Source organism: Comamonas sp. GB3 AK4-5 (assembly GCF_041320665.1).
Lineage (GTDB): Bacteria > Pseudomonadota > Gammaproteobacteria > Burkholderiales > Burkholderiaceae_C > Comamonas.
On record NZ_CP166730.1, the window covers coordinates 3,368,221 to 3,391,024 of the forward strand.

Genomic DNA, 22,804 nt, shown 5'->3' on the forward strand with positions numbered 1-22,804 from the left:
TGGGCGGGCCCAGAGCCTGCTGCCGATCTCCGCTCCGCTGCGCCCACCACGCTGGGCGCAGGGGCGTTGACCTTAGAACGTGTTCACGTTCTTACGGCGCGGAGCAGTGGCGCCAGTGCTGGCGCACCCACTGCAGCTTGTCATGGTGCAACTGCAGCTGGTGTGTCTGGCGCTGCAGCAGTTGCAGCAGCTCCGGCATCAGCGTCTGCGTCTGCAATCCCTGGTAGGCAGCAAGCAGCTGCACCTCCAGCATGTCGCATTGCTGCAGCAGGAGGTCGGTGTCGGTGTCCGACCACCAAAGCCGCAGCCGCATACGGCCTTGGTGCAGGCGCAAAGCCAGATGGCGCAGCGGCGCGCCCCAGTCCCACGGCAGCGGAGCAGGCAATGCCAGCCCCAGTTGGGCCAGCATATCGGCATGGCGCTCCACCACTTGGTAGACAAAGGCCGCAGGGGGTGGATCGGTCTGCGGCAGCAGCAGTTGCAGATCGCCCGATGCCTGCAGCAGCTGCAAGCGCAGATCGCACACCTGACGGGCTACACGCACCGCATCGCCAGTGGCGCGGCCACGCTGCTGGCAGGCCTGGCCGCGCAGCCATGCGGCCTCTGCTGCGCCACGCACCTGGCCCCAGGCCAGCAGGCTGCCCGTGTCGCAGGACTCCCAACGCTGCTCCAGCACCTCCTCTACGCCGGAAAAGTCGGTGGCAGCATGGTGAAAAGCCGCCTGCCAGCCCAATGCATAAGCAGGGCGATACTGGTCGTAGCTGCGCCCCGGCGCGTAATACGGCTCATGGCTGAAGGCCGCATGCCAGAAGGCATCTTCCCGCTGGGCCTGCTTGCCGGCACGCAGCCCCTGCATGCCGAGCATGGGCGCGCCATCGCTCTTGGCTGCCAACGGCGCTTTCGGGCCCGCACCACGGCGAGCAGAGTGCTTCTGCCTGCTTTCGGGTGGCACATCCCCCGAACGAAGCTTGTGAGGTGCACACGCATCCACGCGGTTTGGCTGGAACGAAAAAAACGGTAGAAGGGCTTTGCCCATGCAGCAACGACTCCCAGTGCGGCAAAAGAAGAAAGCCGCCATTGTGAAAAATCGTCCACAACCCTGAAGTCAGCAGGTGCTTGCACCCAATGTAGGAATACCGCTGCATCCGACAGAAGGTATACGCAAAAGCAGCGCAAAGGCGTCTGCAGGCGGCTAACCCCTTTTCTACCGTCAGGCGTCGCCCGCGTCCTCCAGGCCCAGCTCCTGGATCTTGCGGGTGATGGTGTTGCGCCCTATGCCCAAACGCTGGGCCGCTTCCATGCGGCGCCCGTGGGTCACGTCCAGGGCAGCCCGGATCAGCTGCGATTCAAAGCGGCGTGTCAGCGCATCCCAGACATCGGGGTGCCCGGCCGAGAGCAGCTGCGTAGCTTCCACGGCCAGGCCCTCGTCCCACAACGCAGAGGCGGTCGCCACGGCCTCTGGCACGTCATAGAACGCTGGCATGGACACCACGGGCATGGCCGCGTTGGCGAAAACGGCCGAAGCCGGAGCGCTATCTGCCGCCGCCACGGGGACAGGCTCCGCAGGCACATGCAGCACTTCGGGCGGCAGATCCTGTACGGAAATCACCTGGGATGGCGCCATCACCGTCAGCCAGTGGCAGATGTTCTCCAGCTGGCGCACATTGCCGGGGAAACCAAACTGCGTCAGCCGCTGTAGCGCCTCAGGCGCAATGCGCTTGGGCTCCACGCCCAATTGCTTGGCGCTTTTCTGCAGAAAATGGCGCGCCAGCATGGGAATGTCTTCGCCGCGCTCGCGCAGCGAAGGCAGGCGCAGGCGGATCACGTTCAGGCGGTGGAACAAGTCCTCGCGGAATGCGCCGTCACGCACGCGCTGCTCCAGGTTCTGGTGGGTGGCCGCAATCACGCGCACATGGGTTTTGACGGCGGAATGCCCGCCCACGCGGTAGAAATGCCCGTCCGACAGCACCCGCAGCAAGCGGGTCTGCAGCTCGAAAGGCATGTCGCCGATCTCATCCAGAAACAAGGTGCCGCCTTCGGCCTGCTCGAAGCGCCCGCGCCGCTGCGTCTGCGCGCCGGTGAAAGCGCCGCGCTCATGGCCAAACAGCTCGGACTCCAGCAAATCCCTGGGGATGGCAGCCGTATTGATGGCCACGAAAGGGCCATTGGCCACGGGCGAGTGGCGGTGCAGCGCACGCGCCACCAGCTCCTTGCCGGCCCCGGATTCGCCGGTGATCAGCACCGTCACCTGGCTCTGGCTCAGCCGGCCTATGGCGCGAAAAACATCCTGCATGGCGGGCGCCTGGCCCAGCATTTCGGGCATGGCGGCCTGGCGCTCTTCGCTGACCAGCTCGCGGTTGTTTTCCTCCGCCGCGCGGCGGATCAGGGCCACGGCCTTGGGCAGATCGAAAGGCTTGGGCAGGTATTCGAAGGCGCCGCGCTGGAAGGCTGAGACCGCGCTGTCCAGATCGGAGTAGGCGGTCATGATGATGACAGGCAACTCGGGGTCTTGCGCACGCACCTGCTCCAGCAGCTGCAGGCCTGTGCCACCGGGCATGCGGATGTCGCTGACCAGCACCTGCGGCCCCTGGCGTTCCGGGTCGCCCGGGGGCAACGCACTCAAGGCATCCAGCACCTCACGCGGGTTGGTGAAGCTGCGTGTGGGCAGGCTGTCGCGGGCCAGCGCCTTTTCCAGGACGAAGCGGATCGAAGGGTCGTCATCTACTATCCAGATCGGCTTCATGTTCGCGTAACCCTTTTCTCTCTATGTGAATGGCCAAGACCTCAAGGCAGCGGGACGAGGATGCGGAAATCGGTGCACCCCGGGCTGCTCTCACATTCGATCAGCCCATGGTGGCGCTGCACAAAGGTCTGCGCCAGCGGCAGCCCCAGGCCCGACCCACCATCCCGGCCTGTCACCAACGGATAGAAGATCCGTTCCTTGATGTGTTCAGGCACGCCCGGTCCGTTGTCAATCACATGCAATTCCAATGCCAGCTTGTAGCGCTGGCGACCAATCGTTACCTGTCGGGCCACGCGGGTGCGCAGCGTGATCTCGGCATCACCCTTCTCTATCCGCTCGGACAGCACCTGGGCGGCGTTCTGCACAATGTTCAGCAGCGCCTGAATCAGCTGCGCCCGGTCGCCCCGGAATTCGGGGATGGAGATGTCATAGTCGCGCTGAATGCGCAAGCCCTGCGGATACTCCACCAACACCAGGGAGCGCACGCGCTCGCAAACCTCGTGGATGTTGACGTCCCCCACCTGGTGGGGGTGGCGGTGCGGAGCCAGCAGCCGGTCCACCAAGCTTTGCAGGCGGTCGGCCTCATGGATGATGACCTGGGTGTATTCCGTGAGCTCACGGCTTTCCAGCTCCATCTCCAGCAACTGCGCAGCGCCTCGGATGCCCCCCAGCGGGTTCTTGATCTCATGGGCCAGATTGCGCACCAGCTCCTTGTTGGCCGCCGCCTGCTCCACCAGGCGCTCCTCACGGTCCTGGCGCACCTGCTGGTCCAGCACCCACAGCTCCACCACCACCTCGCCGCTGTCCTCCAGGGGACTGACCGTGACATGCACGGTCAAGGGCTCCTGCACCGGCCGCACCAGGCTGGTGTCAAAGCGCATGGCGGCGTAATCCAGCCCCTTGCCGCCGGCCAGCGCCTGGTCCAGCAGCGCGGGCTGGGAAAAAAAGCTGGAAAAGCGCCCCCCTTCCAGCATGCGGCGCGACATGCCCAGAGTGCTTTCCAGCGCGGCATTCGCAAAAATCACCTCCCCCTCGTGGCTGAGAACCACGGCCAGGGTGGACAGCATGTCCAGCGCGGCAAAGCGCAGAGCATTCGGTTGCGTAGAGGTCATGCAAATACCAAGCAAGCACAGTGCCTGCAAGATGCGCCCATATCAAAACAAGAGCATTGTGTGCGCGCTGCAAGCGCGTTGCACCGCATTATGGGCGTGAATCAAGGCAAACGGTCCAGCTCGCGCTGGATGCTGGCGATGTCGCTTTCCTGGCGTGCCATATCGGCCTGCAGGGCATCCACCCGCTGCAGATAGCCCTGGGGGTTGCGCAACTCCAACGCCGAACGCTCAGGGCTGCCCTCGTTGTATGCAGCCTTCAGGCTGGCCAGCTGCGCCTGGGCCTTGTTCAGCTCGGCCTGCAAAATGGCCCTGGCATCGCTGTCGCGGGCGCGCTGCTGCGCCCCATTCGCCCGAGGCACAGCAGGGGCTGGCTGCGGGGTTACAGCAGCACGGTTGCCACTGCCCGCCGCGCCATGGATGACGGTGACCTGCCCGCCCTCCACCAGCTTGCAGCCCCGTTCCTTGGCCATGCGTGCCTGGTTGGTGTATTCATTGCCGCAGCGGTAGATGTTCTGCGCCGCCACGCCTGCGCTGGCACCCAGGCACACCAGCCCCCACAGCGCCCCACCGGTTTTCAGCCCCATACCGCCCTCCTCTCCAGGCAGCCTGTGAGCCACCGCTCGGCCATGCTCGCATGGAAGCCCCGGCGCAGAACGCAAGAAAGGCGGCCGAGGCCGCCTTTCATCCATGGCCTGCAGGCGCGGTGGGCACCTGCAAAAACCGGGCGCTGTGCTTACAGCGAGTAGTACATATCGTACTCAACGGGGTGCACGGCCTGGCGCAGGCGGGTCACTTCACCCATCTTCAGCTCGATGTAGGCATCGATCATGGCATCGCTGAACACACCACCCTTGGTCAGGAAGGCGCGGTCGGCATCCAGCGCTTCCAGGGCCTGGTCCAGGCTGTGGCACACGGTGGGCACCAGCTTGTCTTCTTCCGGAGGCAGATGGTAGAGGTCCTTGGTGGCGGCTTCGCCGGGGTGGATCTTGTTTTCCACACCGTCCAGGCCTGCCATCAGCAGCGCGGCAAAACCCAGGTAGGGGTTCATCAGCGGATCGGGGAAGCGGGCTTCCACGCGGCGGCCCTTGGGGTTGCTCACGTAGGGGATGCGGATGGAGGCGGAGCGGTTCTTGGCCGAGTAGGCCAGCTTCACCGGGGCTTCAAAGCCGGGCACCAGGCGCTTGTACGAGTTGGTACCAGGGTTGGTGATGGCATTCAGGGCACGGGCGTGCTTGATGATGCCGCCGATGTAGTACAGCGCGAAGTCGGACAGGCCGGCATAGCCGTCGCCGGCGAACAGATTCTTGCCATCCTTCCACACGGACTGGTGCACATGCATGCCGGAGCCGTTGTCGCCCGAGTAAGGCTTGGGCATGAAGGTCGCGGTCTTGCCGTAGGTGTTGGCCACGTTCCAGATCACGTACTTTTGCAGCTGGGTCCAGTCGGCGCGCTCCACCAGGGTGGAGAAGCGGGTGCCCAGTTCGTTCTGGCCTGCACCGCCCACTTCGTGGTGAAACACTTCGACAGGAATGCCCAGGGATTCCAGGATCAGCGACATTTCGGCGCGCATATCCTGGGTGCTGTCGACCGGGGGCACGGGGAAATAGCCACCCTTGGTGCGCGGACGGTGGCCGCGGTTGCCACCTTCAAACTTGGTGCCGGTGTTCCACGGTGCTTCGTACTCTTCGATTTCGAAGAAGGGGTTGTGTGGCTCGACGCCCCAGCGCACGCCGTCGAAGATGAAGAATTCGGGTTCGGGACCGAAGTAAGCGGTGTCGCCCAGGCCCGAGGCCTTCAGATAGGCTTCGGCGCGCTTGGCCACCGAGCGGGGATCGCGGTCGTAGGCCTTGCCGTCACCGGGCTCGATCACATCGCACTGCAGAATCAGCGTGGTTTCTTCAAAGAAGGGGTCGATGTTGGCGGTGTTGGGATCGGGCATCAGCAGCATGTCCGAAGCTTCAATGCCCTTCCAGCCTGCGACCGACGAGCCGTCGAAGGCGTGGCCCGACATGAACTTGTCTTCATCAAAGTGCGACAGGGGCACGGTCACGTGCTGTTCCTTGCCACGGGTATCGGTGAAGCGCAGGTCGACGAACTTGACGTCGTTTTCCTCCACCATGTTCATCACGTCTGCAACGGTCTTAGCCATCAGGTCTCTCCTGGAAAAGCGCTTGGTAAATGTACGGGGGATGTAAAGCAGAATGCGTGCCAGCTTGCACGACCCTGGGATGCACCCAGGGGTCCGCCGCAGCACATGGCAGCAGACCGGGCAATCACCAAAGCGGTGCAATCTGGCGCTTTTTCACAAGGCGAAAAGCAATGCACCAATTTAGCGCTCAACTGCACCATATTGGTGTAATCAGGCCAAACCAAGGCCCAGGCCTGACATCCATCGCCCGCAAGTGTAGCTGTGCGGACTGTGGTTTTGTCGCTGCGGGCACAGGATTCCCATGCGCTGAAGACTATGCGCCGTGCGCACCAACTTCCACTGGGGCCGCATACCCCTGCCGCGCCTGCTGGCGCAGCTGCTCCAGCGCGGCCAGGCAAAAATGCGCAAACCACAGTGAGGAGAAGGCCAGCACCAGGGCGTAAATCCAGATGGCCAGCGGCACCAGCAGCCAGAACAGCGCCACAAACAGCACGCCCGAGGCCCACACCACACTGGGTGCAGCGCCCAGCACCCCGCACACCACCCCCATGAGCAGCAGCGACATGCGATGGCGGGCAAACAATGCCTGGCGCTCGGCCTGGCTAGCATGCTCGGCCAATGCATCAAAGGCCATGACACGGTAGGTCAACCAGCCCCAAATCAATGGCGGCAACACCAGCACCAGCGGCGGAATCAGCCACAGCGGAATGCTGAGCACCAGCAGCAGCAAGGCCGCCGACGTGGAACCCACGGCCCAGGCCAGAGACTGCCACCAGGGAGCCCCCTGCTTGCGCTCCAGCGTGGGAAAGCGCCGCTCGGCCACCCAGGCCACCAACTGGGGCGTCATGAACAGGGACACCAGCATCAACACCAGCAGCACCAGGACCGCAGAGCTCACCAGCACCAGCAGCATGGCGGCAAACCAATCCACGCCCCAACCCCAGCCTTGCTGCTGCAGCCAATCCCATACGCGCCCCAGCCAGCTCACGCCTTCCAGGCTTTGCACGGTCCATTGCAAGGCCGGTTGCCAGAACAGCCAGGACAGCAGCATGGCCAAGACGGCCATCAACAGCAGGGGCAACAAAGACCAGGCCACGACCTTGCGGTGCAGGCAATGGCCCAGGGCGCGGGCCAAGGAGGTGAACAACAAATGCATGCCCGCCAGCATAGCGCCAGCCCGCCCCTGCCCGGTGCGCTCAGAGCGTGTTCACGATCTCTACGCAGGCGCGTTGAAGCGCAATCGGGATGAGTTCGAGCCGATGGGGCGCAGCTTGCACCGGGGTGCAAGCAAGCTTCAGCGCGAAGAAATCGCCCGATTTCGCTCCAACCCGAAGGGCCAGTGCCTTTGCGGGCGGTCTACGTCGTTGCGAATCCTCGCAATAGCACAGCTATTGCTGCGGTATCGCGCCTTGTATCCCATCCCGCAAAGACGCTGGCGCGTCGCGAGGAGATTACGAACACGCTCTCAGGCCCGGTTCACCAGGCGCAGCAGGCCTTTCCATTGCTGGTCCCAAAAGCCCCGCCCATAGTCGCGCAACTGGCCTGCGGCATTGGGCTGGACCTGGTCGCGCACGCCCGTGGGGTCCCAGCGCAGCTCGAAGTTGGCCGTGCCCCACAGCATGTCCCACCAGGGCAGCAGCACGCCGAAGTTGTTGCCACGGGCCTTGCGGTTGCGCACCGAGACCTGGGCCTCGTGGCCTATGCCTATGGTGTGGTGACGGCGGTGAAAGCGCGGGCTGACCCACAGGCGCTCGCCCACGCTGCCAAACCACAGGCGCAAATTGGCATGCTGAAAGCTCTCGCTCAACTGGGTCAGCGCCACCAGCAGCACAAACTGCGCGGGCTGCACGCCAATCAGCTGGGCCACGATGACGATGATGCTGTCGCGCACCACATCATCCAGCAGGTGGTTGCGGTTGTCGCTCCACATGGTCATCTGCCGCTGCGAGTGGTGCAGCGCATGCAGCTTCCACCACCAGCCCCAGCTGTGCTGGCCCCGGTGAATCCAGTAATCCACCAGATCAAACACCAGCAGATAGAGGATGAAGCTGACCCAGGCCAGATCGGTCACGCCCGGCCACAGGTCTTCCAGCTGCAAGCTGGGCATGCCCCAGACATGCAAGTGCCCGAACAAGGCGTTCCAGATCGGATCCAGGGCAAAGAACAGCCCCAGGCGAAACAGCCCCAGGCGGTGCACCAGGGTGTAGAGCACATCCACGCGCACGGACTGGTGGTCGGTCACCGCCTCCACGGGTCGCCAGCGCTGCAGCGGGCCAATCACCAGCACCAGCACCACCAGCTGAATCAGCCCCACCAGCAACCAGCCGGTGGCATCAAAGGCATCCTCCATCCAACTGGCCATGCCCAGGTGGTAGAGCGCCGGCTGAACCACGCCCTCATACAGGCCTTGCTGGGCCTGGCCAAACCATTGGGACAATGTTTCCCACACCATGTCATTCCTTCACTGCGGCAGCGCCCGCATGGGCCTGCACCCAGGCGCGCAAGTCGGAGTGCGTATCCAGGGTGCGAAAACAAAATCCCTTGGCCTGCAGGCCCACAATCAAGGGCTCCAGCACGGCCGGTGCCCAAGGGTCTTTGCGCGACCAGATGCCTAGGTGGGCCAGCAGCACATCGCCCGGGCGAATGCGCGCCAGCGCCTGCTGCAGCAAGGCCTGGTTGCTGAATTTTTCGCTGGACAGCTCATCGCCCAGAAAGCCCGCCGGCGACCAGCCCACATGCTTGAAGCCACAGGCCTCGGCCGCCTGCAAGAGCTGGGGCGAGGTCTTGCCGCCCGGTGCCCGCCACAGCGGCAGCGGCGCCTGGCCTGTGGTCTGGCGCAGCCAGTCGCTGGACTTGCGAATTTCCGCGCAGTACTGGGCCGCGCTCATGGTCGTGGCCTGCTCTTTGTTGGGCCCTTGCGAGGGGCGCACGCGAAAGCTGGGTGCAGCCGCCGTGCCCTGGTCACCACGCCAGTAGACATGGTCCCAGGTGTGGCTGGCAAAGCGGTGGCCTTCCTTGGCCCTGGCCTGCCACCAGGGTGCCCAATGCTGGCCCAGGCTGCCATCGCCTTGCTGCGTGGCCTCGTTGGCGACAAAGAAGGTAACGCGCACCTGGTGGCGGCGCAGCACATCGGCCACCAGATCGGCCACGCCCATGTGGCCGGTGTCGAAGGTCAAATAGACTGGCTTGTCGCAGTCTTTGACGTCTTTAGGGGCTACAGCGCCCGCCCTATCTGCATAAGCAGCTATGCAAAACGCAGCACCCGCCAGCATGGCAACGCGGGCGACATATCGGTAGGTGGCCATGCACCCTCCTCTCGCAGACTCTGCGGGTTCAACGTGGCGAGTGGGCCAGGGTCCACACGCCATGTGGCGACTTGCCCACCTTGACCTGGCGAACCACTTTTTTCTCCACCATGTCGATGACGCTGAGCTTGCGTGCCCAGCGCGAGGACAGATAGATATAGCGGCGGTCCGTGGTCACGTCCATGCAGTCCGGGCCGCCCGGTGCCGGGTAGTTGTCCGCCACGGTGTGGCTGAGCATATCGATCTTGCTGATGGTGTTGGCCACGCGGTTGCTCACCAGCAGGTGACGGCTATCGCCCAGAGCGCGGAAAGCGTGCGCGCCCTTGCCCGTGGGGATTTGCCCCACCCGCTTGGCCGGCGTGGCCGCAGCGCCCGGGGTGATGCTGAACACCTCGACGCCATCGCTGCCGGTCAGGCCGATAAAGATGAACTTGCCGTCCGGGCTGCCATACAGATCGGCCGGCATGGTGCCCGTGGGCACGCGCCACAGCAGCTTTTGCGTGGCGATGTCGATGGCCACCAGCTCATCGCTGTCCTGCATGGTGGAGTAGATGGTGGTGCTCTTGGCGTCGATCCACAGGTGGCTGGGCGTCTTGCCGGTGCTGATGCGCTGCACCAGCTGCGGGTTGCTGCCATCCCAGCGGTAGATGTCCACATGGTTCAAGCGGTTGGCCGCAGTGACGAACCACTTCATGTCCGGCGAGAAGCGCAGGTGATAGGGATCGACAATGTCGCGCACGGTGCGCTGGATGGCGGCCGTGCGGGGGTCGACAAAGGTCAGCGAGTCGCCCGTGGCATTGGCCACGATGATGGATTTCTCATCCGGCGTCAGATACAGGTGGTGCGGCTCCTTGCCCGTGGGCAGGCGCGCGGTCTCGGCCCAGGTGTTGGGGTCGATGACGCTGATGGTGGCGTCCAGCGAGTTGAGCACGAACACGGGCGGCAGTTTGGCACCCGCAGCGGCGGCGGGTGCAGACGCGGGCGTGCCTGCTGCCCCGGTGGCTGCGGCCCCTGGAAGTGCGGCCAGGGCCGGGGAAGAGATTGCACCCAGCAGCCACGACAGGCTTTGACGTTTGGAACGAGAGACCACCACAGAGACACCACTTTCAAAAATGAGCCCGCAGTGTATGCCTGCTGTTACGACTTGGATACAAGCTTGAATGCATGACCCGGGCATCGCGCATTTTCACGACAGCGCAGCATTGCCCATGGTGCAGCACACCGCCGCGCAGCGCCATGCGGCGGGCAATGCCAATGGCGTCAAAACAGGCAAGTATTCTGCATTTATAGCTACCAATTAAATAGCATCAATCGCCTATGCATGGCGACTTTCAAAGCCCTTCTTGGCTTAAATCACCAACACAGCAGCACAGGCCGCTCACTTTTTGCTATACGCACCCAAGCTGCGGTGGATCGGCACCACAGCGGGCACAAAAAAAGCCCCTTGCGGGGCTTTCAGCATGAGGCCAGAGGCTCAGACCTTCCACTTCTCCAGCAGCTTGGCCGGAGTCAGATTGTCGTAGTTCTCGAAGGGCTGGTGAATCCATGGATTCGTGGGCAGATCTTCCACCGAGTAGTCGGCGTGGAAGGTCGACAGGCCCTTGGTCCAGACCACGGCGGTGCGCAGCTCGGTGATCGGGGGGTAGTTGTCCTTGAGCATCTTGACCACGGCATTCAGCGTCACGCCGGAATCGGCCAGATCGTCCACCAGCAGCACACGGCCGGCGATCTCGCCCTTGGGCGTGGCGATGAAACGGCCGATGTCCAGATGGCCACGCACCGTGCCGGCTTCGGCGCGGTAGGAGCTGGTGGACATGATGGCCAGGGGCTTGTCAAAAATGCGGCTCAGGATGTCACCGGGGCGCAGGCCGCCACGGGCCAGGCACAAAATGGTGTCGAACTCCCAGGCGGACTGGTGGATCTTGATGGCCAGCTTTTCAATCAGGCCGTGGTATTCGTCGTAGCTGACGTACAGGTGCTTGCCGTCTTCAGTCAACATAAGGTTGGCTCCGGTATTTCGCGTGTTGAATGGTGAGAAGGTGCGCACCGCTTTAAGCAGCGCTGTAGGGGTTGTGCATCAGGATGGTGTGATCACGGTCGGGGCTGGTGGACACCATGGCAATGGGCACGCCCGTCACTTCCTGGATGCGGTCCAGATAACGGCGCGCATTCACCGGCAGCTTGTCGTAGTCGGTCACACCCACGGTGGAGTCGGTCCAGCCGGGGATGGATTCATAGATGGGCTTGCAGCGCTCGATGTCGTCCGCACCCAGGGGCAGCAGATCGATCTTCTCGCCATCCAGCTCGTAGCCCACGCACAGCTGCAGCTCTTCGATGCCGTCCAGCACATCCAGCTTGGTGATGCACAGGCCCGACAGGCCATTGATCTGGGCCGAACGCTTGAGCAGCGCGGCGTCAAACCAGCCGCAGCGGCGCGAACGGCCGGTGGTCACACCCTTTTCGGCGCCCACGGTGCTCATCACATAGCCGGGGGTGCCTTCCTTTTCCCATTCCAGCTCGGTGGGGAAAGGACCGCCGCCCACGCGGGTGCAGTAAGCCTTGGTGATGCCCAGCACATAGTGCAGCATGCCCGGGCCCACGCCCGCACCAGCGGCCGCATTGCCGGCCACGCAGTTGGACGAGGTGACATAGGGGTAGGTGCCGTGGTCCACGTCCAGCAGCGTGCCTTGTGCGCCTTCAAACAGCAGGTTGCTGCCCTGGGCATGTGCATCGTTGAGCTCACGCGAAACGTCGGCGATCATGGGCTTGAGCAGCTCGGCGTGGCGCATGGCTTCTTCGTACACCACATCGAACTGCACTTCGCCGTTCTGCATGTAGGGGGCCAGCGCAGCAGGGAACTCCAGCTTTTGCGAGCCCAGCACGTTCACCAGAATGTGGTTGTGCAGGTTCAGCAGCTCGCGCAGCTTGGTGGCAAAGCGCTCGGGGTGCTTCAGGTCCTGCACGCGCAGCGCACGGCGGGCGATCTTGTCTTCATAGGCCGGGCCAATGCCCTTGCCGGTGGTGCCGATTTTCTGCACACCGCCTTGTTCGCGGGCCGCTTCGCGGGCCAGGTCCAGCGCCTGGTGGAAGGGCAGGATCAGCGGGCAGGCTTCGGACACGCGCAGGCGGTTGCGCACCTGCACGCCGGCCTTTTCCAGGCCTTCGATTTCTTCAAACAGCTTGCCGGCAGCCAGCACCACGCCGTTGCCGATGTAGCACTTCACGCCGGGGCGCATGATGCCGCTGGGAATCAGGTGCAGCGCCGTCTTCACGCCATTGATCACCAGGGTGTGGCCTGCATTGTGGCCGCCTTGGAAGCGCACCACGCCTTGGGCGCTTTCGGTCAACCAGTCGACCAGCTTGCCCTTGCCTTCGTCACCCCATTGGGTGCCGACCACGACCACATTGCGACCTTTGCTTGCTTTCATAGTCTATATCCGTTGAATTGGAAAAATGCCTCAGATGGCTTGTACGACCCATTGCCCGGCACGCAGCACAAGCTCCCGATCGCAGTGGAATTCATCAACTTCGCTCCCATGGCCCGGCAGCACGCAGACCACGGTCTCGCCCTGGGCGCGCAAGGCTGCAATAGCCTGCGCCTGGCTGGCATCGCTGGCCCCCCAGGGGGCACGCACAGCGGCCTTGAGCGGCCGGTTGGGCACCACGGCCACCAGCTGCTTGACGTCGAGCGAGAAACCGGCCGCAGGACGGTTGCGGCCAAACACGGCCCCCACCTCGTCATAGCGGCCGCCGCGCACCAGCGCATCGCTGGCACCCGGGGCATACACCGCATAGCGTGTGCCGCTGTAATAGTCATAGCCGCGCATATCGGCCAGGTCCACCGTCACCTGCACGCTTTGTGGCAACTGGGCGGCAAACCATTTGAGATGCTGGAGCACATGCTGGGTGCCGGGCACACGGGCCAGCACCTTCTCGGCCTCATCCAGCACGCTCACATCGCCATACAGCTGCAGCAAGGCCTGCAGGCCTTCGCGCGAAGCCTGGGGGAAGCTGCGGGTGATGGCGGCCAGGCTGGCGGCATCCTTGGCTGCCAGTGCCGTGTAGACACGCTGCAGCACGCTGGGATCCACCAGCACCCCTGCCAGCAGGCTGCGCACAATGCGCACATCCGCCAAATCCAGAATGAAGTGCCCCACCTGGGCGCTGTGCAGACAGGCCAGCGCCAGCTGCAGGGCTTCGAGGTCGGCTTCCGGGCCGGCATGGCCATAGATTTCCGCACCGAACTGCAGAGGCTCACGCGTGGCGCGGGGACGGTCCGGCGTGGTGTGCAGCACAGGGCCGCAGTAGCACAGTCGGGTGACGCCCTGGCGGTTGAGCAGGTGGGCGTCGATGCGGGCCACCTGCTGCGTCGTGTCGGCGCGCAGGCCCAGCGTGCGGCCGGACAGCTGGTCCACCAGCTTGAACGTTTGCAGGCTGACCGCCTCACCCGAGCCGGTCAACAGCGACTCCAGGTACTCCAGCAACGGCGGCATGACCAATTCATACCCGTAGCTGCGAGCGGTGTCGAGCAGGCCTCGACGCAATTCCTCGATGTGCCGAGCCTCGGAAGGCAATACATCGGCGATGTGATCCGGCAGGACCCAAGCAGACATGGAAAAATGGAGAGGCTGTTAAAAAGGCGATTCTACCGGCTATCGCAGCCAGCACCTATAAGCAGCGCCCGCAAGGCCTAGCCGGCACGCGAGTTATTGCAGCACCAGCAGCAGGAGCAGGCCAACTGCGATACCCAGCAAACCGAAGAAACGCAGCTGGCCGTCGCGCAGGGCCAGCATCTGGGTGAAAGCGCGGCGCCAGGCCGCAGGAAACAAAAAGGGGCCAAGCCCCTCGATCACCAGCACCAACGCCAGCGCCATCCACAACGAATCGGTCATGGATTCCATGGAAGGGGCTGGCGTGGGTGCATCACAAGGCCTCAGCGTGCGCTGCCGCTGCTGCGCATGGCCTTGAAGAAGTCGGACGATGGGTCGACCACCATCACGTCGCTCTTCTTGTTGAAGCTGGCCTTGTAGGCCTCCAGGCTGCGATAGAACTGCGCGAACTGGGGATCGCGGCCAAAGGCCTCGCCATAGACGCGGGCAGCCTCGGCATCGCCCTGGCCCTTGATGATCTGAGCATCGCGGTAGGCATTGGCAATGGTGATGTCACGCTGGCGATCGGCCTCGGCGCGAATTTTTTCACCCTCGGCCGCACCGGTGGAACGCAGCTCGTTGGCCACGCGCTTGCGCTCGGCCTCCATGCGGCGGTAGACCGACTCGGTGATGGTTTCGGCGTAGTCCACGCGGGTGATACGCACGTCCACGATGTCCACACCCCAGGGCTTGGCGCCGCTGACAGCCTCGGCCACTTCGCGCTTCACATCGGCCATCAAGGCCTCACGCTTGGAGGAGAGCAGCTCGCGCACGGTGCGGCGGTTGATCTCTTCCTGGAAGGCGTTGCGCACCACACGGTTGAGCTGCATGGCACCGGCCGACTCGTCCAAACCCACGTTGCGGATGTACTGCGAGGGCTCGGAGATGCGCCAGCGCACATACCAGTCGATGACCACGCGCTGCTTTTCTGCCGTCAGCATGGGCTCGGTGTCGGTGCTGTCCATGGTCAGCAGGCGCTTGTCGATGTAGCGCACGTTCTGGAACGGCGGCGGCATCTTCCAGTTCAGGCCGGGCTCGGTGATCACTTCCTTGATCTGCCCCAGGGCGTAGACCACACCGAACTGGCGCTGGTCCACCACAAAGAGCATGGAGCTCAGCAGGGCCAGCACCACCAGCAAAGAGGAGACAAAAAATCCTATGCGGTTCACGAATCGCTCCTAGCGGGACTCACGTTCACGCGAGCGGTTGGCATCGCGGGCACGGGGGTCAAGGGTAAGGGTGGACGGCGGGACGACCGAGGGCGTCGTGGCAGGTGCGGCAGCCGAGTCAGAGGCGGCAGCGCCAGTTGTCTGGCTCACGCCCTGCATGATTTTGTCCAGCGGCAAATACAGCAGGTTCGAGCCTTGGCGCGACTCCACCAGCACCTTGGTCACATTGCTGTAAACCTGTTGCATGGTCTCGGTGTAGAGGCGGTCACGGGTGGCCTGCGGCTCTTTCTTGTACTCGGTCAGCAAGGAGCTGAAGCGCTGGGCATCACCCTGGGCTTGGGCCGTCAGGCGAGCCTTGTAGGCCTCGGCTTCTTCCTTCAGGCGTGAAGCGGTACCGGAGGCACGCGGGATCACGTCGTTGGCGTAGGCCTGGGCTTCATTCTTGGCGCGCTCGCGCTCCTGACCCGCCTTGAGCACATCGTCAAACGCGGACTGCACCTGCTCGGGCGGGCGCACACCACCTTGCTGCAGATTGATGCCCACCACTTCCACGCCCACTTTGTAGCGGTCCAGAATGGTCTGCATCAGATCGCGCACGCGGGGAGCAATCTGGTCGCGCTCCTCGGCCAGGGCCGAGTCCATACGCATCTTGCCCACCACTTCACGCACGGCGGTTTCAGCCGCCTGCACCACGGCTTCCGCCGGGCTCTTGCTCTCGAACAGCCAGGCGCGCGCGTCTTTCAGGCGGTACTGCACGGCGAACTTGATTTCGACGATGTTCTCGTCTTCCGTCAGCATGGCCGATTCGCGCAGGCCCGTGCTCTTGATGATGGTGTCACGCCCCACATCCGCCGAGCGGATCTGCGAGACATACACCAGCTCGTGGTTTTGCACCGGGTAAGGCAGACGCCAGTTGAAGCCGGCCCCCACGGTGGAGTGGTATTTACCGAACTGGGTGATCACGGCCTGCTGGCCTTCTTGCACGATGAAAAAACCCGTTCCCAGCCAGATCAGCACCGCCACGCCGGCAATCAGGCCCACGCCCATGCCGGCATTTTTCATGTCGGGGGGCGTAGCGCCGCCATTGCGACCACCGGATGCACCGCCACCCGAAGGCGGCTTGCCGCCGAACAGGCCGGAGAGCTTGCGGTTGAAGTCCTTCCAGATCTCATCGAGGTCCGGAGGCTGACCACCGCTGTTGCGCGGATCACGGCCACGGGGCGGCTGCGCCGGCGGAGGTGGCTCGGGCCGGTCTTGCTCGGGACGGGGGGCATTGCCTTCGTCGGAGTTCCCCTCCCCTCCTCGGCCCCAACGGGGATCGTTCAGGTTGAACATTCCCCGCAGACGCTCTGGCAACACCGCCCAACGCGGGGTGCGATTCAAGAAATTCATGCGAAAAGTCTCAATTTTGAAAAGACACAGTTGTTCGGAAGCATTGTGCCCAAGCCGACGCCCTGGCGTTTACAAATCGGCAGCGCTGTCTGGGGTCATATCTTCCGGCACGGCTGCACGCGCCAGCACGGTATCGGCCAGCAACTGCCGCAAGGCAGGCAGGCCCTCACCCGAGCGGGCGCTCACGAATACCCGTGGCACCGCCACACTATCGACTTCGTAGCAGTCCAGGAGTTCCGCTGGACGTTGCCCAGGCTCCAACGCATCGAGCTTGTTGAACACCAGCACCTGCGGAATATCGTGGGCGGCAATCTCGGTCAGCACCTTGCGCACCTGCTCCATCTGCTCGGGGAAGGTGGGGTTGGACGCATCCACCACATGCAGCAGCAGATCTGCATCCACCGCCTCTTGCAGCGTGGCCTGAAAGGCATCCACCAAACCGTGCGGCAGGTCCCGGATGAAACCCACCGTGTCCGACAGGGACACCGAGGTGGCGGCCTCCGTCAAATACAACTGGCGCGTAGTGGTATCCAGCGTGGCAAACAGCTGGTCAGCCGCATAGGCGCGGGCCTTGACCAGGGCATTGAACAGCGTGGATTTGCCGGCGTTGGTATAGCCCACCAGGGAGATGTTGAACACATCCCGGCGTTCGCGCTGGCGGCGCTGGGTAGCACGCTGCTTCTTGACCTTTTGCAGCCGCTCCTTGGTGCGTTTGATGGCGTCCGCAATCATGCGACGGTCCAGCTCGATCTGCTTTTCACCGGGGCCGCCACGGCCACCGATACCGCCGGCCTGGCGCTCCAAGTGGGTCCAGCGACGCACCAAGCGGGTGGCGATGTACTGCAGCCGCGCCAGCTCCACCTGCAACTTGCCTTCATGGCTGCGGGCGCGTTGGGCAAAGATTTCGAGGATCAGCAGCGTGCGGTCGTTGACCGGCATCTCCAGGGCGCGCTCCAGATTGCGCTGCTGCGCAGGGCTGAGGGCCTGGTCGAACAAGACTTCTTTGGCGCCATGCATCTGGGCCAGCATGCGGATTTCATCCGCCTTGCCGCTGCCCACGAACAGCGCGGCATCCGGCACCTTGCGCTTGCAGACAAGACGCGCAACGGGATCCAGGCCAGCGGTCTGTGCCAGCAACCCCAACTCTTCCAGCTCTTGGTCGAAATGGGGCAGACCGAAGTCCACGCCCACCAGCACCACCGGTGCGGCAGCGGCTTGCGAGTGATCAGCCATGGATACCTCGCTGTGCAACAACCGTCACACCGCCCTGCGGCTGGCGCAGGGAGATGAACGAAAAAAACAAACTCAAGCGGCGGGAGCTTCGTTGGTGTCGGCAGTGGAGAAGTTCACAGCGCGACCGGGAACAATGGTGGAAATGGCGTGCTTGTACACCATCTGGGTGACCGTATTGCGCAGCAGCACCACGTATTGATCGAAGGACTCGATCTGGCCTTGCAGCTTGATGCCGTTGACCAAGTAAATGGACACTGGCACATGCTCACGGCGCAGTGCGTTCAGGAAAGGATCTTGCAGGAGTTGGCCTTTGTTGCTCACGATATTCTCCGTGTTCGGAAATGTTGTTGTAAACCTACACCTTAACACAGCCCTGCCATACCAACCCCATCCAGGGGTTGGCGGGCTGTTCTACGGTTAGCTGCCGCTCTTGTCGGCAAAAGGATTCTGGGAAGTCTTCATCTCGATGCGCAAGGGCGTTCCGACCAGGTTGAATTCCTTGCGGAATCGCCCTTCCAGAAAGCGCTTGTAGGCCTCGGTGACATGCTCCAGCGAGTTGCCATGGACCACGATCACCGGAGGGTTCATGCCGCCCTGGTGGGCGTAGCGCATCTTGGGGCGGTAGGCGCCCACTTTTTTCGGCGTCTGGTATTGCACGGCTTCGAGCAGCAGGCGGGTGAGCACCGGCGTCGGCATCTTGCAGGTCGCAGACTTGTGCGCCTGGGTCAGCGAAGCCCACAGCGGCCCCAGACCCTGGCGCTTTTGTGCCGAGATGAAGTGCAGCGGCGCAAACTTCAAAAAGGACAGACGCGTCTCGATGGAGCGCTCCAGCATCTGACGCTGGTAGTCGTCCACCGCATCCCATTTGTTGACGGCCACCACCACGGCGCGCCCGCTTTCCAGCACATAGCCGGCGATATGGGCGTCCTGGTCGGTCACGCCTTGCGTGGCATCGATCAGCAGCAGCACCACGTTGGCGTCTTCGATGGCCTGCAAGGTCTTGACCACCGAGAACTTCTCGATGGCCTCAAACACCTTGCCCTTGCGGCGCAGGCCGGCCGTGTCGATCAGCTCGAACTTCTGGCCGTTGCGCTCGAACGGCACCGAGATGGCGTCGCGCGTGGTGCCCGGCATGTCAAAGGCCACCAGGCGCTCTTCACCCAGCCAGGTGTTGATCAGCGTGGACTTGCCCACATTCGGGCGCCCTGCCACCGCCAGGCGGATGGGGGCTTTTTCCACATCATCCAGCGTCTCTTCTTCGGGATCGGGCAGCTTCAGCTGGCCCAGCGCCAGCTCCACCACACCGCGCACGCCCTGGCCGTGGGCAGCAGAAACGGCCTGCACACCACCCAGACCCAATTCATAGAATTCGGTCAGCTGGGCGCCTTCGAGCATGCCCTCGGCCTTGTTCGCCACCAGCATGGCAGGCTTGCCCAGGCGGCGCAGATAGCCTGCGATCTCATGGTCCTGTGCCGACACGCCGGCGCGGGCATCCACGATGAAGAGCACCACATCCGCCTCGGCCACGGCCTGGCGCGTCTGCTTGGCCATCTCTTTGAAGATGCCCTTGGATGCATCGGGCTCAAAGCCGCCCGTGTCGATCACGATGTACTCGTGCTTGCCCTGCTTTCCCTGGCCATAGTGGCGGTCACGCGTCAGGCCGGCAAAGTCGGCCACGATCGCATCCCGCGACTTGGTCATGCGGTTAAACAAGGTTGATTTGCCCACATTGGGCCGCCCGACGAGGGCAATTACTGGCTTCATTCCGAAGAAAACCTGTCAATCCGGCCGGAAGCCGTAAACGCCGCCCTTGCGCGTCACGACCACCAGCGTATCCGCGGCCACCACCGGTGCGGCAGCCACGCCCGATCCATCTGTTTGGAGGCGATTGAGGTGCGAGCCATCCTGCTTGGACAGCACATGCACCGTGCCCGTGTCTTCGCCAAGGATGACAGAACGCCCCAACAGCAGCGGCGCCGTCAGGCGACGGTGCTGCAAGCGCTCCACCGACCACAGCTTTTTGCCGTCGGCAAAATTCCAGGCCTGCACCACGCCGTTGCTTTCTGCACCGGCCAGCAATTCTGCATCGCCTGCAACACCCACAGAACCTCTGGCAGTTTGCGTCCACAGCACCTGGCCGCGGGCGGCGTCCACGCAGCCCACGCTGGACTGAAAGGCGCGCATGCACAGCACATTGCCCTGCGTGGTCGTGGGGCCCAACAGGTCCACCATGCGCTCCACGTCATTGGTGCCGCGCGAGCTGGCCATGGGCGCTTCCCACAGCACCGAGCCGTTGTCCGGCTGGTAGGCCACCAGGCGGCCGGCCATGCCGGCGAGCAAGGTGTTGCCATGGGCCTGCAGCACGCCAGGCTGGCGCAGCACCAGGGGCTCGCCCGAGCGCTGCTGCGACCACAGCAACTGACCGTTGCGCGCATCAAAAGCCGACAGCGTGCGGTCTGCCGCCACCACGAACACGCGGGCACCAGCCACCAGCGGGGCGGTGTAGGCGCCTGCAGAAAGGCGTTTGCGCCATGCGGCCTTGCCGTCGATGATGCCCACCAGCTCATTGGTCTTGGTGACCACGGCCGTGGTCACGCCATCGCTGCCCATGCCCGCCACCAGGGGCTTGCCCACGGTAGCACGCCAGACATCCTGGCCGTTGCGGGCATTGATGGCTGCCACGGTGCCCTCATCGGCTGCCACGTAGACAGTGTCACCCAGCACATGCACGCTCAGGCTCATGTCCTTGATGGCGCCCACGCGGGCCGTCCAGGCCTGGCGAATGTCCAGCTTGACCACATTCGGCCCCAGATCCAGTGGCTGGGGCTTGCTGCTGCCAAACCAGGCGCAGCCACCCAAGGCCGTCACCATGGCAGCAGCGGCGCACCAGCGGCCCACTGTCCAACCCATTTCCGCGCCTTGCGCGCGCTGTGCCCGAATCTTCACTTTGCGGTCTCCGTGCCGCCGGCGGCGGTCGTGGTTGCAGTTGTCACGCCCAAGGCATTGAGCTTGAACTCCACCAGGCGGCGATAGTCCACCTGCTTGTCCAATGCCTGGTAGGCGCGCTGGTAGGCCTGCACGGCTTCTTCGGCCTTGCCCTGCAGCTGCAGCACGTCACCCTGGCGGTCGGCCACGGCACCGGCAAACTCGGCAGGAAAGCTTCCTGCCAGCAGGCGGCTGGCGCCGTCCAAATCCTTTTGCTCCATCAGCACCGCAGCCTGGCGCAGCTGCGCCACGGCCTTGAGGCCGGCATCGCCGGCATGCTCGACCACCCAGGTCAGCGAGGCCTTGGCGGCGTCCAGCTGGCCGGCATCGGCCTGGGCCTTGGCGGCTGCCAGCGCGGCCTGGCCGGCTTGCTCGGTGCTGCCGTACTTGCTTTGAATGTCTGCCAGCGACTGGGTGATGCGGCCTTCATCCTTGGCCTCCACGGCGGCCTGCACGGCATCGGCCAGGGCCGAGGCCTGCACGGCCTGGCGCTGCTGCCAGTACTGCCAGCCATTCCAGGCGGCAAAACCACCAAAAACCACCACCAGCACGGCTGTGATGGGAGTGCCCCAGCGGCTCCAGAAATGCTTGATCTGGTCGATCTGTTCTTGTTCTTCGAGGTCGAGATGCGTTGCCATGACGGTTCCGTGCTATCAGGTTAAGCGTTCGATTGTAGGGTGCCCGCCCATTGCGCCACTTCGGCCAGGGATTGCTGCTGCTGCCGACCTTCGCCGTCGCGCAGCGACTTCACGGTCACCTGGCCCTGGGCCAGCTCATCGGCGCCAAAGATCAAAGCAAAACGCGCGCCCGATCCGTCGGCCTTTTTGAACTGCGACTTCATGGAGCCCATGCCTTCGGCACCGGCCGTGTGCATTTGTGCCCGCACACCGGCCTCACGCAGCTGCGTGAGGGTGCGCAACACCACCGGCATGGCGGCCACATCGGGGACGATGGCGTACACATCCAGCTCGGGCTCGGGGATGGGCGTGCCCAGCTCCTTGACCAGCTCCAGCACACGCTCCACACCCAGGGCCCAGCCCACGGCGGGTGCGGGCTTGCCGCCCACTTGCTCAATCAGGTAGTCGTAGCGGCCACCGGCGCAGATGGTGCCTTGCGAGCCCAGCAGATCGGTGACGAACTCGAACACCGACAGGTTGTAATAGTCCAGGCCACGCACCAGGCGGGGGTTGACCGACCAGGGCACGCCGTTGGCATCCAGAATGGCCTTCAGACCGTCGAAGTGGGCCAGCGAGGCCTCGCCCAGATAGTCCAGCAGCTTGGGCGCTGCATTCACCATGTCCTGCATGGCGGGGTTTTTGGTGTCCAGCACGCGCAAGGGGTTGGTGTACATGCGGCGCTTGGCTTCCTCGTCCAGCACATCGGTGTGCTGCTCCAGGTAGGCAATCAGCGCTGCGCGGTGGGCCTGGCGCTCTTCGGGCTGGCCCAGGCTGTTGATTTCCAGGCGCCACTGCGTGAGACCCAGGCGCTTCCACAGCGCCACGGCCAGCAAAATCAGCTCGGCATCCACATCGGGGCCGGCAAAGCCCAGGGCTTCGGCGCCGATCTGGTGGAACTGGCGGTAGCGGCCGCGCTGCGGACGCTCGTGGCGAAACATGGGGCCCATGTACCACATGCGCTTGCCGCCGTCATACAGCAGATTGTTCTCGATGGTGGCGCGCACCAGGCTGGCCGTGCCTTCGGGGCGCAGTGTCAGGCGCTCGCCGTTGAGCTTGTCTTCAAAGGAGTACATCTCCTTTTCGACGATGTCGGTCACCTCGCCAATGCCGCGCACAAACAGCTGGGTGTGCTCGACGATGGGAGTGCGCACATTGCGGTAGGCAAAGCGGCCCATCAGGTTGCGCACCTGCGCCTCCAGCCATTCCCAGCGGGCGGACTCGCCGGGCAGGATGTCATTCATGCCTTTGACGGCGCTCAGTTTTTCGGTCTTTGCCACTTCAACAATCTCTTTAGGGTTGGGGCAGGCTATGTAATTTTTATAGCTGCTCTAGCGCTCTACGCCAGCAGCTGCAAAGCAATTCATACGTAAATCGTTGCTTCAAGCGCTGG

Annotated in this window: 22 protein-coding genes; 1 reads left to right on the top strand and 21 read right to left on the bottom strand. The window is 63.7% G+C overall.

Going from position 1 to position 22,804, the window contains the following annotated elements; all coding sequences use genetic code 11:
• Nucleotides 1-91: 91 nt before the first annotated feature.
• The 9 genes from ACA027_RS15230 to ACA027_RS15270 all read right to left on the bottom strand — a co-directional run bounded on the left by ACA027_RS15230 (nt 92) and on the right by ACA027_RS15270 (nt 10,402).
• Nucleotides 92-865 carry a hypothetical protein gene (locus tag ACA027_RS15230; RefSeq protein WP_370679046.1) on the bottom strand — a complete coding sequence of 258 codons (774 nt, stop codon included), beginning with the start codon at nt 863-865 and terminating at the stop codon, nt 92-94.
• Nucleotides 866-1,210: 345 nt separating this feature from the next.
• Nucleotides 1,211-2,743, bottom strand: a complete 1,533-nt coding sequence (gene ntrC, locus ACA027_RS15235) for a nitrogen regulation protein NR(I) (RefSeq protein ID WP_370679047.1) — start codon at nt 2,741-2,743, stop codon at nt 1,211-1,213.
• A gap of 41 nt (nt 2,744-2,784) precedes the next feature.
• Nucleotides 2,785-3,855: a nitrogen regulation protein NR(II) gene (gene glnL / locus ACA027_RS15240; protein WP_370679048.1), complete on the bottom strand. Its 1,071-nt coding sequence runs from the start codon at nt 3,853-3,855 to the stop codon at nt 2,785-2,787.
• A 101-nt stretch (nt 3,856-3,956) separates the two neighbouring features.
• A complete protein-coding gene (locus tag ACA027_RS15245; protein ID WP_370679049.1) occupies nt 3,957-4,439 on the bottom strand; it encodes a hypothetical protein in 483 nt (160 codons plus the stop codon).
• Between the two features lie 149 nt (nt 4,440-4,588).
• Complete coding sequence (gene glnA / locus ACA027_RS15250) at nt 4,589-6,004, bottom strand: type I glutamate--ammonia ligase (RefSeq protein ID WP_370679050.1); 1,416 nt, start codon at nt 6,002-6,004, stop codon at nt 4,589-4,591.
• Between the two features lie 313 nt (nt 6,005-6,317).
• Nucleotides 6,318-7,172, bottom strand: a complete 855-nt coding sequence (locus tag ACA027_RS15255; protein WP_370679051.1) for an EI24 domain-containing protein — start codon at nt 7,170-7,172, stop codon at nt 6,318-6,320.
• 297 nt (nt 7,173-7,469) lie between these two features.
• Nucleotides 7,470-8,456: a sterol desaturase family protein gene (locus tag ACA027_RS15260; protein WP_370679052.1), complete on the bottom strand. Its 987-nt coding sequence runs from the start codon at nt 8,454-8,456 to the stop codon at nt 7,470-7,472.
• A 1-nt stretch (nt 8,457) separates the two neighbouring features.
• Nucleotides 8,458-9,309 carry a polysaccharide deacetylase family protein gene (locus ACA027_RS15265; protein ID WP_370679053.1) on the bottom strand — a complete coding sequence of 284 codons (852 nt, stop codon included), beginning with the start codon at nt 9,307-9,309 and terminating at the stop codon, nt 8,458-8,460.
• A gap of 28 nt (nt 9,310-9,337) precedes the next feature.
• Nucleotides 9,338-10,402, bottom strand: coding sequence for a YncE family protein (locus ACA027_RS15270; protein WP_370679054.1), 1,065 nt, complete (start codon nt 10,400-10,402; stop codon nt 9,338-9,340).
• Between the two features lie 67 nt (nt 10,403-10,469).
• On the opposite strand from ACA027_RS15270, the gene ACA027_RS15275 reads away from it, so the two are divergent.
• The gene (locus ACA027_RS15275; protein WP_370679055.1) at nt 10,470-10,610 is read left to right on the top strand and encodes a hypothetical protein; all 141 of its coding nucleotides are present in this window, start codon (nt 10,470-10,472) and stop codon (nt 10,608-10,610) included.
• Between the two features lie 173 nt (nt 10,611-10,783).
• Here ACA027_RS15275 and ACA027_RS15280 read toward each other — a convergent pair whose 3' ends face one another.
• The 12 genes from ACA027_RS15280 to hisS all read right to left on the bottom strand — a co-directional run bounded on the left by ACA027_RS15280 (nt 10,784) and on the right by hisS (nt 22,691).
• Nucleotides 10,784-11,308 (bottom strand): phosphoribosyltransferase, encoded by a 525-nt coding sequence (locus ACA027_RS15280; RefSeq protein WP_370679056.1) that lies wholly within the window; start codon nt 11,306-11,308, stop codon nt 10,784-10,786.
• A gap of 52 nt (nt 11,309-11,360) precedes the next feature.
• Complete coding sequence (locus ACA027_RS15285) at nt 11,361-12,737, bottom strand: adenylosuccinate synthase (RefSeq protein ID WP_370679057.1); 1,377 nt, start codon at nt 12,735-12,737, stop codon at nt 11,361-11,363.
• A gap of 30 nt (nt 12,738-12,767) precedes the next feature.
• Nucleotides 12,768-13,922, bottom strand: coding sequence for an ATP phosphoribosyltransferase regulatory subunit (locus tag ACA027_RS15290; RefSeq protein ID WP_370679058.1), 1,155 nt, complete (start codon nt 13,920-13,922; stop codon nt 12,768-12,770).
• A gap of 93 nt (nt 13,923-14,015) precedes the next feature.
• Nucleotides 14,016-14,201, bottom strand: a complete 186-nt coding sequence (locus ACA027_RS15295; RefSeq protein ID WP_370679059.1) for a DUF2065 domain-containing protein — start codon at nt 14,199-14,201, stop codon at nt 14,016-14,018.
• A 41-nt stretch (nt 14,202-14,242) separates the two neighbouring features.
• Entirely contained in the window at nt 14,243-15,127 is an 885-nt protein-coding gene (gene hflC / locus ACA027_RS15300) for a protease modulator HflC (RefSeq protein WP_370679060.1), read from the bottom strand.
• A gap of 9 nt (nt 15,128-15,136) precedes the next feature.
• A complete protein-coding gene (hflK, locus tag ACA027_RS15305; protein WP_370679061.1) occupies nt 15,137-16,519 on the bottom strand; it encodes an FtsH protease activity modulator HflK in 1,383 nt (460 codons plus the stop codon).
• Between the two features lie 69 nt (nt 16,520-16,588).
• Nucleotides 16,589-17,752 (bottom strand): GTPase HflX, encoded by a 1,164-nt coding sequence (gene hflX / locus ACA027_RS15310; protein ID WP_370679062.1) that lies wholly within the window; start codon nt 17,750-17,752, stop codon nt 16,589-16,591.
• 72 nt (nt 17,753-17,824) lie between these two features.
• On the bottom strand, nt 17,825-18,073 hold the full coding sequence (gene hfq, locus ACA027_RS15315) for an RNA chaperone Hfq (protein WP_370679063.1): 249 nt from the start codon (nt 18,071-18,073) through the stop codon (nt 17,825-17,827).
• A 96-nt stretch (nt 18,074-18,169) separates the two neighbouring features.
• Nucleotides 18,170-19,516, bottom strand: coding sequence for a ribosome biogenesis GTPase Der (gene der / locus ACA027_RS15320; protein WP_370679064.1), 1,347 nt, complete (start codon nt 19,514-19,516; stop codon nt 18,170-18,172).
• A 15-nt stretch (nt 19,517-19,531) separates the two neighbouring features.
• Nucleotides 19,532-20,662: an outer membrane protein assembly factor BamB gene (gene bamB, locus ACA027_RS15325; RefSeq protein ID WP_370679065.1), complete on the bottom strand. Its 1,131-nt coding sequence runs from the start codon at nt 20,660-20,662 to the stop codon at nt 19,532-19,534.
• A 32-nt stretch (nt 20,663-20,694) separates the two neighbouring features.
• Nucleotides 20,695-21,375: a YfgM family protein gene (locus ACA027_RS15330; RefSeq protein ID WP_370679066.1), complete on the bottom strand. Its 681-nt coding sequence runs from the start codon at nt 21,373-21,375 to the stop codon at nt 20,695-20,697.
• 20 nt (nt 21,376-21,395) lie between these two features.
• Entirely contained in the window at nt 21,396-22,691 is a 1,296-nt protein-coding gene (gene hisS, locus ACA027_RS15335; RefSeq protein ID WP_370679067.1) for a histidine--tRNA ligase, read from the bottom strand.
• Nucleotides 22,692-22,804: the final 113 nt, after the last annotated feature.

What these genes read in the sequence shown, in the direction of transcription:
- ACA027_RS15230 (WP_370679046.1), bottom strand. Translation starts at nt 865, where the DNA reads ATGCTCGGCATGCAGGGGCTGCGTGCCGGCAAGCAGGCCCAGCGGGAA.
- ntrC (WP_370679047.1), bottom strand. Translation starts at nt 2,743, where the DNA reads ATGAAGCCGATCTGGATAGTAGATGACGACCCTTCGATCCGCTTCGTC.
- glnL (WP_370679048.1), bottom strand. Translation starts at nt 3,855, where the DNA reads ATGACCTCTACGCAACCGAATGCTCTGCGCTTTGCCGCGCTGGACATG.
- ACA027_RS15245 (WP_370679049.1), bottom strand. Translation starts at nt 4,439, where the DNA reads ATGGGGCTGAAAACCGGTGGGGCGCTGTGGGGGCTGGTGTGCCTGGGT.
- glnA (WP_370679050.1), bottom strand. Translation starts at nt 6,004, where the DNA reads ATGGCTAAGACCGTTGCAGACGTGATGAACATGGTGGAGGAAAACGAC.
- ACA027_RS15255 (WP_370679051.1), bottom strand. Translation starts at nt 7,172, where the DNA reads ATGCTGGCGGGCATGCATTTGTTGTTCACCTCCTTGGCCCGCGCCCTG.
- ACA027_RS15260 (WP_370679052.1), bottom strand. Translation starts at nt 8,456, where the DNA reads ATGGTGTGGGAAACATTGTCCCAATGGTTTGGCCAGGCCCAGCAAGGC.
- ACA027_RS15265 (WP_370679053.1), bottom strand. Translation starts at nt 9,309, where the DNA reads ATGGCCACCTACCGATATGTCGCCCGCGTTGCCATGCTGGCGGGTGCT.
- ACA027_RS15275 (WP_370679055.1), top strand. Translation starts at nt 10,470, where the DNA reads ATGCATGACCCGGGCATCGCGCATTTTCACGACAGCGCAGCATTGCCC.
- ACA027_RS15280 (WP_370679056.1), bottom strand. Translation starts at nt 11,308, where the DNA reads ATGTTGACTGAAGACGGCAAGCACCTGTACGTCAGCTACGACGAATAC.
- ACA027_RS15285 (WP_370679057.1), bottom strand. Translation starts at nt 12,737, where the DNA reads ATGAAAGCAAGCAAAGGTCGCAATGTGGTCGTGGTCGGCACCCAATGG.
- ACA027_RS15290 (WP_370679058.1), bottom strand. Translation starts at nt 13,922, where the DNA reads ATGTCTGCTTGGGTCCTGCCGGATCACATCGCCGATGTATTGCCTTCC.
- ACA027_RS15295 (WP_370679059.1), bottom strand. Translation starts at nt 14,201, where the DNA reads ATGACCGATTCGTTGTGGATGGCGCTGGCGTTGGTGCTGGTGATCGAG.
- hflK (WP_370679061.1), bottom strand. Translation starts at nt 16,519, where the DNA reads ATGAATTTCTTGAATCGCACCCCGCGTTGGGCGGTGTTGCCAGAGCGT.
- hflX (WP_370679062.1), bottom strand. Translation starts at nt 17,752, where the DNA reads ATGGCTGATCACTCGCAAGCCGCTGCCGCACCGGTGGTGCTGGTGGGC.
- der (WP_370679064.1), bottom strand. Translation starts at nt 19,516, where the DNA reads ATGAAGCCAGTAATTGCCCTCGTCGGGCGGCCCAATGTGGGCAAATCA.
- bamB (WP_370679065.1), bottom strand. Translation starts at nt 20,662, where the DNA reads ATGGGTTGGACAGTGGGCCGCTGGTGCGCCGCTGCTGCCATGGTGACG.
- ACA027_RS15330 (WP_370679066.1), bottom strand. Translation starts at nt 21,375, where the DNA reads ATGGCAACGCATCTCGACCTCGAAGAACAAGAACAGATCGACCAGATC.